The 9,448-nt window shown below is 74.2% G+C and carries 7 protein-coding genes; 4 read left to right on the plus strand and 3 right to left on the minus strand.

All coding sequences use genetic code 11. The annotated features are described in order from the left end of the window. Positions 1–145 precede the first annotated feature (145 nt). Complete coding sequence (locus tag ACFC1T_RS37650; protein ID WP_375897112.1) at positions 146–1,090, minus strand: hypothetical protein; 945 nt, start codon at positions 1,088–1,090, stop codon at positions 146–148. Positions 1,091–1,400: 310 nt separating this feature from the next. Between ACFC1T_RS37650 and ACFC1T_RS37655 the strand changes: the two genes are divergently transcribed. The 3 genes from ACFC1T_RS37655 (at position 1,401) to ACFC1T_RS37665 (ending at position 5,114) form a co-directional block, all read left to right on the plus strand. Beyond that, complete coding sequence (locus ACFC1T_RS37655; RefSeq protein WP_375897114.1) at positions 1,401–2,621, plus strand: RNA-guided endonuclease InsQ/TnpB family protein; 1,221 nt, start codon at positions 1,401–1,403, stop codon at positions 2,619–2,621. A gap of 87 nt (positions 2,622–2,708) precedes the next feature. Beyond that, positions 2,709–3,890 (plus strand): tetratricopeptide repeat protein, encoded by a 1,182-nt coding sequence (locus ACFC1T_RS37660; RefSeq protein WP_375897117.1) that lies wholly within the window; start codon positions 2,709–2,711, stop codon positions 3,888–3,890. Positions 3,891–4,010: 120 nt separating this feature from the next. Beyond that, the gene (locus tag ACFC1T_RS37665; protein WP_375897118.1) at positions 4,011–5,114 is read left to right on the plus strand and encodes an NADH:flavin oxidoreductase/NADH oxidase; all 1,104 of its coding nucleotides are present in this window, start codon (positions 4,011–4,013) and stop codon (positions 5,112–5,114) included. 81 nt (positions 5,115–5,195) lie between these two features. Here the strand turns inward: ACFC1T_RS37665 and ACFC1T_RS37670 are convergent, their stop codons facing one another. Both ACFC1T_RS37670 and ACFC1T_RS37675 read right to left on the minus strand, forming a co-directional pair. Beyond that, positions 5,196–7,409 carry a hypothetical protein gene (locus ACFC1T_RS37670; protein ID WP_375897121.1) on the minus strand — a complete coding sequence of 738 codons (2,214 nt, stop codon included), beginning with the start codon at positions 7,407–7,409 and terminating at the stop codon, positions 5,196–5,198. A 2-nt stretch (positions 7,410–7,411) separates the two neighbouring features. Further along, a complete protein-coding gene (locus ACFC1T_RS37675; RefSeq protein WP_375897123.1) occupies positions 7,412–7,723 on the minus strand; it encodes a hypothetical protein in 312 nt (103 codons plus the stop codon). A gap of 332 nt (positions 7,724–8,055) precedes the next feature. Here ACFC1T_RS37675 and ACFC1T_RS37680 point away from each other — a divergent pair, with 332 nt between their 5' ends. Beyond that, complete coding sequence (locus ACFC1T_RS37680; RefSeq protein WP_375897126.1) at positions 8,056–9,291, plus strand: cytochrome P450; 1,236 nt, start codon at positions 8,056–8,058, stop codon at positions 9,289–9,291. The last annotated feature ends 157 nt before the right edge of the window (positions 9,292–9,448 follow it).

A 9,448-nucleotide genomic window follows, 5' to 3' on the forward strand; every position in this document is an offset into this window, starting at 1 on the left:
AGAGCCAGCTCCCCGGCCGCGCCGCGTCGGGCCCGGACGCGGGGCGTCCCGGCGCTGGGGGTGGCGCAGACGGGGCGCGGCCGGCGCCCCGACGGGCCGGCGGCGCCGCCCGGGGTCCTTTCCCGGGCGGCGCCGCCGTCGCTCCTCACCATGGCTCGTCCGCCGTGTCGGCGACGCCGTTCAGGCGGTCGAGCGCGGCCCGCAGGACCCGCCGGTCGAGGTAGCCCGGGTAGCGGGGGTGGGGCGGGAGGGGGTCGTCGCGTTCGACTCCCGGGGGCAGGCCGCCGGTGGCGGGCGCGAGTTCGCGTTCGTCGCGGAAGGCGAGGGCGGCCCAGAACCCGGCGGCCAGCGGCACGGCGGCCACGCCCGGGGGCGGGGGCCAGCACTCGCCGGTGCGGGGGTGGCGCGGGACGACGGCGAGGTCGGGCAGGCGGTGGGGCAGCGGTCGGCCCGGTCCGGCCAGGGCCGCGCGCAGGGCGGGGCGGGCCGGTCCGGCCGCCGGGGGCGGCAGTTGGGCGAGGAGGGGGCGGAAGGCCTGGGCGAGCGGGCCGGTGGCGAGGTCCAGGGGCGCGCCGTCGGCGGCGTGGACCAGGTGGGCCAGGGTCACGGCGGCCTCCACGTCCCAGCGGATGCTCCGGTTTCCGTCGCCGTCCGACGGGTCGGTGGCGCACCACCGGTCGGTGACGGTGTGCCAGTCGGCGATCGGGGCGTCGGGGCCGGCCGGGACGGGGCGCACCGCAGAGGGTTCCAGCCAGGTGGCCTGCCACAGCGAGCAGTCGTCGATCCTGGTGGCGACCTTGCGTCCGCAGCCGGCGCAGGTGACGTTGGGGCCGTAGCGGCCGTCGATGCCGCAGCAGGCGCCGAGTTCGCGGCGCTGGACGAGGGCGGTGCCGTGGGCGTCGCCGGGGGCGATGACGGTCGGGCGGGGCCCGCGGGCCGGGTCACCGTCGACGGCGTAGGTGCCCGGGTCCATCAGGACGGGCATGGCCACGCCGTTGCCGAAGGGCAGCCCGGCGTAGACCGGGTAGGGGACCCGCGTCAGCGGCCCGGTCAGCGCGGTGCCGCACGCCCTGCACTCGAAGACCTCCACGCCCGCCCGTTCCCCCTTCGTCCGCCCCGCCGACGGGCGAGTATCTCCGCCCTGGCGGGCCGGCGCCAGCGGATTTCCGGGGCCCGGATCTGACGGCTTGTCAAGTTCGCGCCGGAGCCGTCCGACCGGCAGTAGCCTCGGGCCTCTGCGACGACGCAACGATGCTCCGAGGGCGGCGGTGGTCGAAGGAAGGTCAGAGGCGGTGCCCGCCTGGGCGCACCGCCCAGCTGGCGGCCGCGTCTGACTGTCAGTGCCTGCCGGTAGGTTGATTCTCGTGCATCTCAGGTACTCCTTTCGTATCTATCCGACGGTGGGTCAGCGGCAGCTGCTGGCACGTACGTTCGGGTGTGCGCGGGTGGTGTACAACGATGCGCTCGCCCTGCGGAGGGCCGCATGGAAGGCGGACAGGTCGAGGATTGCGACCGGTGCTCTGGCCAAGGCGGTGATCACGGAGGCGAAGAGGACGGATGCCCGGTCGTGGCTGGGGTCGGTTTCGGTGGACGCGTTGCAGTCGTCCCTGCGCGATCTGGACACGGCCTACCGGAGCTTCTTCGACTCGGTGTCTGGTAAGCGGCAGGGACGCCCGGTGGGGCTGCCGGTGTTCAAGTCGCGCAAGGACAGCCGGCAGTCGCTGCGGTTCTCCCGCAACGGATTCCGGTTGCGGGGCAACGGGAAGCTGAACCTGGCGAGGATCGGTGACGTGCGGGTGAAGTGGTCGCGGCCGCTGCCTGCTGATCCGTCGTCGGTGACGGTCGTGCTGGATGCGGCCGGGAGGTACCACGCGAGTTTCGTCGTGGATGTGGAACCGGAGCACTTGCCCGAGGTCGATGCCGAGGTCGGCATCGACCTCGGGCTGACCACCTACGCCGTCCTCTCCGACGGCAGCGTGATCGACAACCCCCGCTTTCTCCGCAAGGCCGAGAAGAAGCTCAAGGCCGCACAGCGGGAGCTGTCCCGTAAGGCCAAGGGGTCGAAGAACCGGGCCAAGGCCCGCCGCAAGGTCGCCAGGGCGCACGCCAAGGTCGCCGACACCCGCAAGGACTGGCTGCACCAGCAGACCACCAGGATCATCCGCGAGAACCAAGCGGTGTACCTGGAGGACCTGAACGTGCGCGGCCTCGCCCGAGGCCGCCTGGCGAAGTCCGTCCACGACGCCGGATGGGCCACCTTCCGGCGCCTGCTCAAGGAGAAGGCGGCCCGGTTCGGACGTCATGTCGGCATCGTGTCCCGCGCGTTCCCGTCGTCCCAGCTGTGCTGGGCGTGCGGACACCGCGACGGACCCAAACCCCTGCACATCCGGGCGTGGGCCTGTGGCGCATGCGGCATGCTCCATGACCGTGACCTCAACGCCGCTCGGAACATCCTGGCCGCCGGGCAGGCGGACAGGCTAAACGCCTGCGGAGGACCGGTGAGACCCGGCGTGGCGATCCCACGCCAGGCACGGCCCGTTGAAACAGGAACCCACCGGAACGCCGGCCGCACCGGGCGCAAGCCCCGTACCGCAGGCGCGGCCGGAATCCCCGCGCTTTAGCGCGGGGAGGATGTCAAGTTCGCCGCGTTCCGGTTCGAGGACGAGGACGGCCCCGGCCGCTCCCGGCGGCTGGCGGACTTCCACCGGATGCTGGGGGCGGTCGGCCTGGCCTTCACCGCCCTCGGCGCGGATCCGACGGCCCCGGGCGCGCCGGCCGCGGGCACGACGGCACCGGACACGACGGCACCGGGCGCGACGGCCCCGGGCGGCGGCGTGTTCGAACACGACGGCCTGGCCCACGCGGTGGCCGTGCTGCGCTGCTGGGACCTGACCCTGCGCGGCGCCGACCGGGCGCGGGCGCTCGAACTGGCCGAGTCCGCGCTGCCGGGCGGCCGACTGCCCGCGAGCCTGGGCTGGACGAACACCACCTGGGGCTTCGAGCTGCCCGGGATCCTGGGCCTCAGCTACCTGTACGCCGACCGGGTCGACCGGGCGGAGGAGCTGTTCACCGAGGCGGTGCGCGCCTACGAGGTCGCCGGGTGGAGCGGCGGCCACCTCGGTTTCGCCCACCTGCTGACCGGCATGCTGCGGTTCCGCTGCGGCGCGCTCGCCGAGGCGGAGGACCACCTGCGCCGGGCGCTGCGCACCGCCGCGCGGATCGGCCCGGGCACCCCGCTGCACTGGGACGCGGTCGGGGCGCTGGCCGAGACCCTGGCCGCGCGCGGACGGCTGGACGACGCCCTGCGGCTGGCGCGCAGGCACTCCTTCGGCCCGCCGTACCCGACGGTGATGGTGCTGCCCGACGCCCGCACGCTGTACGGCCGCCTGCTGCTGGCCCGGGGCGACGCACCGGGCGCGGCCGCGGCGCTGACCGCCGCCGGGGCGGCCCTGGACGCGCGGGGGTGGCGCAACACGGTGTGGGCGCCGTGGCTGGGGCACCTGGCGCGCGCGCTGGCGCCCGAGCGGCCGGACCGGGCCCGCGACCTCGCCGAGGAGGGCGTCCGGCGGGCCCGGGAGACCCGGACGGACTCGGCCGTGGGCACCGCCCTGCGGCTGTGCGCCGCGGTGCACGAGCCGGCGCCGGCGGCCGAACTGCTGACGGAGGCGGTCCGGTACCTGGAGCGCTCACCGGCCCGCTACGAGCACGCGATCGCCCTGGTCGACCTGGGTGAGGCGCTGGGCCGCCGGGGCGGGGCGCCGCACGGCCGGTTCCAGGCCCCGGGCGCCCGCAGCGCGCTGACCCGGGGCCTGGAACTGGCCTCACGCTGCGGCGCCGACGGCCTGGCCGACCGGGCCCGCGCCCTGCTGTCGCCGTCGTCGGGGGGCTGAGGCCCCCCGGGCGGGCGGCCGCCGTTGAAAGTATCGTCCCGTGCAACTATTGTTTGGACATATAAAGCGCATCAGCAAGCGCCTGTGTCCTGGCGCTGCCGTTCCCACCGGGAGTCCGACATGAGCACCACCCTCTTCACCCCGTACACGCTGCGGGAGCTGACCGTCCCCAACCGGGTCTGGATGCCGCCGATGTGCCAGTACAGCGCCGCACCGGCCGGAGAGGCCGCCGGGGCCCCCACGGACTGGCACTACACCCACCAGGCGGCGCGGGCCGCCGGCGGCACCGGGCTGATCATCACGGAGGCCACGGCGGTCAGCCCCGAGGGGCGGATCAGCCCGTACGACCTCGGACTGTGGAACGACACCCAGGTCGAGGCGTTCCGCCGGATCACCGACTTCCTCAAGGCGCAGGGCACCGTCCCGGCCGTCCAGCTCGGGCACGCCGGGCGCAAGGCCTCCACCGAGCGGACCTGGGTGGACCGCGGACGCGCCCTGAGCCCCGACGAGGAGCACGGCTGGACCCCGGTCGCCCCCAGCGCGCTGCCCTTCTCGCCCGAGCACACCACCCCCGAGGAACTGACGGTCGATCAGATCGCCGAGATCGTCGGCCAGTTCGCCGACGCCGCGCGGCGCGCCCTGGCGGCGGGCTTCCAGGTCGTCGAGGTCCACGGCGCCCACGGCTACCTGATCCACCAGTTCCTCTCCCCCGAGACCAACCGCCGCACCGACGCCTACGGCGGCTCCTTCGAGGGCCGCATCCGCTTCGCGCTGGAGGTCGTCGACGCGGTGCGCGAGGTGTGGCCCCAGGAGCTGCCGCTGTTCTTCCGCGTCTCGGCCACCGACTGGCTCACCGAGAACCCGCAGGACGGCCGTGAGGGCTGGACCTCGCAGGACACCGTCCGCCTGGCCAAGGAGCTCCAGGCGCACGGCGTGGACCTGCTGGACGTCTCCACCGGCGGCCTGGTGCCCGACGCCGCGATCGAGGCCGGCCCCGGCTACCAGGTGCCCTTCGCCGAGGCGGTGCGCGACCAGGTCGGCCTGCCGGTGGCCACCGTCGGCCTGATCACCGAGCCGGCCCAGGCCCAGGAGATCCTGGCCGCCGGGCGCGCCGACGCCGTCCTGCTCGGCCGCGAGCTGCTGCGCAACCCCTCCTGGGCCCGCCGCGCGGCCGGCGAGCTGGGCGGCGAGGTGCACACCCCCGTCCAGTACCACCGCTCCTGAGAACGCGCTGCGGCCGCCGCCCCGGGCTCTGGGGGCGGCGGCCGCAGTCGAGTTGACGGTGCGTCAGGAATTGGCGGTGCGTCAGGAGTTGCCGCGGCCCAGGAAGTGGCCCGCGGTGGTGGCGCTGGTGGAGCGGCGGTCGTGGGAGGCGTCCTCGACGACGTGGATCATGCTGCTGTCCGGGTCCGTGCCGCGGTCCTTGGCCCAGCCGCTGACCAGGTGGGTCATCTCGTTGTTGGCGTCCAGGTAGGTGTCGGAGATCTTGGCGTTGGCGACGCTGTTGTTGTGGTCCTTCATCTGGTTGTCCCACTCCCAGGCCCAGGTGTCGACCAGGCGCTGGGCGCTGTCGCCGACCCACGGGATGGGGGTGAGCGGGGCGCCGACCACGTGGTAGGCGACCTTGGCCTTCCAGTCGGCCTGGAGGTTGGCGTCGTCGCGCTGGCCCATGGCGACGTCGGCGCGGATCGCGTCGTAGACGCCCAGGCTCGCGGCGCCCTTGTTCATCACGTCCTGGATGTCGTTCTGCGAGGGGTTGGGCCCGATCGAGGACAGCTCCTGGGCGATCTTGGCGCTCTCGGCCTGGTGCAGGGTGGCGTAGGCGTCGGGGTTGTCGGACAGTCCGCGCATCACCCGCACCAGGCTGTCCTCGCCGACGCCCATGTGCACCGTGCCGTTCGCGTCGGTCCACACCGTGCTGCCGTGGTCCAGGTACTGGGAGTTGCGGCTGTTGAAGATCTCGTGGCTGTCGTTGGTGTAGTCGGCCAGCGCGTTGGCCAGCGGCTGGCGCAGGTTGGCGTTGACCTTGGTGCCGCCCTGGCCCTCGTCCAGGGTGGTGACGGTGTCGTGCATGATCCGGGCCTGGGCCTCGGTGTGGTGCCCGGTGTGCGGGGCGCCGGCCGGCTGGCCGGTGGTGGCGGCCTCCAGCGCCGCGCCCAGGCCGCTCTGCGCCAGCGGGTCGGGCGTCTTGAACGGGCCGGCCATCGACGTGACCCAGCCCTCGGGCCACTTGCGGTCCTTGAGCAGGTAGTGCAGGTGCTGGTTGCCGCCGCCGGAGTTCGGGTCCAGGTAGGCGGTGGCGGCGTCCGGCTCGCGGCCCATGATCGCGAGCACGTTGTCCAGCGGGTCGGCGCCCAGCGCGGTGCCGTTGTGGTTGGCCTTGTAGGCCCACGCGTCGGGGGTCTTCTTCTCCGCGGCGGTGATGTCGTCGGCCAGGTCGCCGAGCATCCCGGCCGAGTACTTCGCGTCGCCCTTGGCCATCAGGGTGGTCAGGACCTGGTACCCGTACACCGGCTCGGTGTTGGAGCCGTAGTTGTGGTCCGCGTCGCAGCCGACCTTGGCCATGCCCGCGCGCCAGCGCCGGTAGAAGTCGGTACTGGTGTCCTGGGTGGCGGAGGCCAGCGCGTGGGTGAGGCCGCCCTGGAGGTCGGTGTAGGCGGCCTTCTTGTCGCCGCCGGGGCTGCTGAGCTTCCCGGCGAGCTTGAGTGTGCCGTCCGGGCCGAGCCGGTCCAACAGGCCCTGGGAGAAGGCGGGGTGGTCGGCCTTGTCCTTCATCAGGTCCTGCAGCTGGACCAGTTGCTCCGGGGTCAGGTCGTCCAGGTGGGTGGCCAGGGCGGCGGCGCGCTGGGCGTCACCGGCGTCGCCGCCGCCCACGGCCTGGCCGTTGAAGGTGGTGTCCAGCGGGTTGCCCGCCTTGGAGGCGCCGCGCAGGGCGGCGGCGATGCGCTGGTCGGCGCGGGTGGCGGCCTGGACTCCGGCCGTGATCGCCTTGGTCCACCTGTCGGCCGCGTCCTGGTAGGACTGCCGGCCCTCCGGGTCGTGGTGCAGGGCCTGGCGGGTGGCCGGGTCGAGCGTGCTCTCGTCGAACACCGCCGTGCCGGTGCCGGTCACCTTGAAGCCGTCCTTGACGGCGCCGTCGGCCGCGTCGCGGGTCTGCTTCTGCGCGGCGGCGAAGTCGGCGTGCGCCTCGTCGAGCAGCGAGGCCATCGCGTTGGCCTCGGTCTGGGCGTCGACGATCTGGCCCTTGGTGGCCAGCAGCGCCGTGTTGGCCAGGTTCGCGGTGCCGCCCGTCCACCAGGGGCCGCCGGTCAGGCCGTTGCCGCTGCCCGGCAGGCCGGGGCCGCCCGGGGTGAACAGGCCGTTGCCGCCGATGCCGCCGCCGTTGCCCGCGCCGCCCAGGACGTCCTGCTCCATGGTGGTCTGCATGGTGTGGAAGCGCGTCGCCATCGCGCGCCACTGGGTGGCGGCGGCGGTCAGCGCGTCCGGATTGGCGTTGATGACGTCCTCGTATCCGAGCATGGTCACTGCACCTGGAGGGACTGGGCGATGGACAGGTTGGTACTGCGGTAGTTGGCGCCGGTGCTCTGCATCGCGCCCGCGTTGGCGTTCAGCCGCCCGGTCAGCGCCTTGACCTGCTGGTGCCACTCGTCCAGCGAGTCCTTCAACGCCCCGGCGCTGTCCCAGTTCTTGAGGCCCGTGACCGCCGTCCCGGTGGCGTCGTCGGCGACCGCGCCCGCGCCCGGGCAGTCGTGGGCCAGGTTGGTCAGCGTGGCGTGCGCCTTGTCCAGCGCGGCGTGGTTGACCCCGAACCCGCCCGGTGCCGGTGTGCTCATCCGTCGTTCCCCCATGTGTGGTGACCCGGCGGTGTGGTCGCCGGGCGCCGATGATCGTAAGTCCGCGGAGCACCGGTTGACGCAAGGGAGGCATCAGAGATTTGTCACCGTTTCGTCACCGCCCGGCGCCCGGCGGACCGTTCGGGTACGGCACACCCGCCGGGCCGGGCCCGCGCAGCACCCCGGCGACCGTACGGCCACCGGGCCCGGCGACCGCACGGGGCCGTCCGGGCGGGCGCGCGGCGACCGCGCCCGTGCGCCGTTGACGCCCGACCGGCCCCCCTCTACAACGGAGCTCAGACCCGGCCCCGAGCTCCCCGAGGAGCAAGCCCATGGCCCCGGACGCCCCCCGCTGCCCCGTGCTCGACATGACCGCCCGCACCCTCCACCAGCAGAACGCGCGGCTGCGCTGCGCCGGACCGGCCGTACGCGTCGAACTCCCCGACGGCATCATCGCCTGGTCGGTGACCCGCGCCCCGGTGATCCGCGCGCTCACCGGCGACCCCCGCGTCTCCCGCGACGCACGCCGCCACTGGCCCGGCCTGGCCGCGGTGCCCGAGGGCTGGCCGATGGGCCCGATCGCCTTCCAGCAGAACTTCTTCAACCGCTACGGCGACGAACACCGCTCCGCCCGGCGCCGGATGGCGGCCTCCTTCTCACCCCGGCGGGTGTCCGCGCTGCGCCCCCGGATCGAGGCCACCACCGCCGCCCTCGTCGGCGCGCTGGGCGAACTCGCCCCCGGCCAGGCCGTGGACCTGCGCCGGGCGCTGTCCCTGCCGCTGACCATGACGGTGATCTGCGACCTGTTCGGCGTCCCCGCCGACCTGCGGCCCCCGATCGGCCGGGCCATGGACGCCCTGCTGACCACCACGGCGGCCAACGAGCAGATGACGCTCTCGCGCGCCGAGATCAACGTGGCGCTGACCGACCTGCTGGAGCTCAAACGGCGCGAACCCGGCCCCGACCTCGCCAGCGACGTCGCCGCGCTCAGCACCGGCGGCGACACCGGACGCACCGAGGAGGAGTCCCGCGACACCCTGTTCCTGATGCTCGGCGCCGGGTACGAGACCGCCGTCAACCTCATCACCAGCACCGTCCAGGCCCTCCTCACCCACCCCCGCCACCTGGCCGCCGTCCGCACCGGCGCCCTCGGCTGGGAGGACGTCATCGAGGAGACCCTGCGCCACGAGAGCCCCGTCATGCACGTCCCGCTGCGCTACCCGCTGGAGGACATCGACCTCGGCGAGGGCGTGGTCATCCGCCGCGGCGAACCGATCCTGCTCGGCTTCGGCGCGGCCGGCCGCGACCCGGACCTCCACCCGGACCGGCCCGACGAGTTCGACCCGACCCGCCCCGACAAGGAGCACCTCGCCTTCGGGCACGGCCCGCACTTCTGCCTCGGCGCGCCCCTGGCCCGCCTGGAGGCCGAGGTCGCCCTGGCCGGCCTGTTCGGCGCCCACCCCGACAGCGCCCTGGACCCCTCCCGCCCGGCACCCGCCCGGCTGGAGTCGGCGATCATCAACGGCCCGGCCGAGCTCTGGATCGTCCCGACGCCCGCCGCGCCGTGATGGCCCAGGGTCCGTCTTCGGACTCCCGTCGTTCGCCCGGAGGGCGGGCGGGGCGGCGTTGGGGTGCGTGCATCGCAAGGCGGAGGAGGGAGGCGATGCGGAGCATCGGGCGACCGACGACAACGCGGCGAGGTGCGTGCCCCGGCGGCGCCCCGCA

Source organism: Kitasatospora sp. NPDC056076 (assembly GCF_042266305.1).
In the GTDB taxonomy this organism is placed as follows: domain Bacteria; phylum Actinomycetota; class Actinomycetes; order Streptomycetales; family Streptomycetaceae; genus Kitasatospora.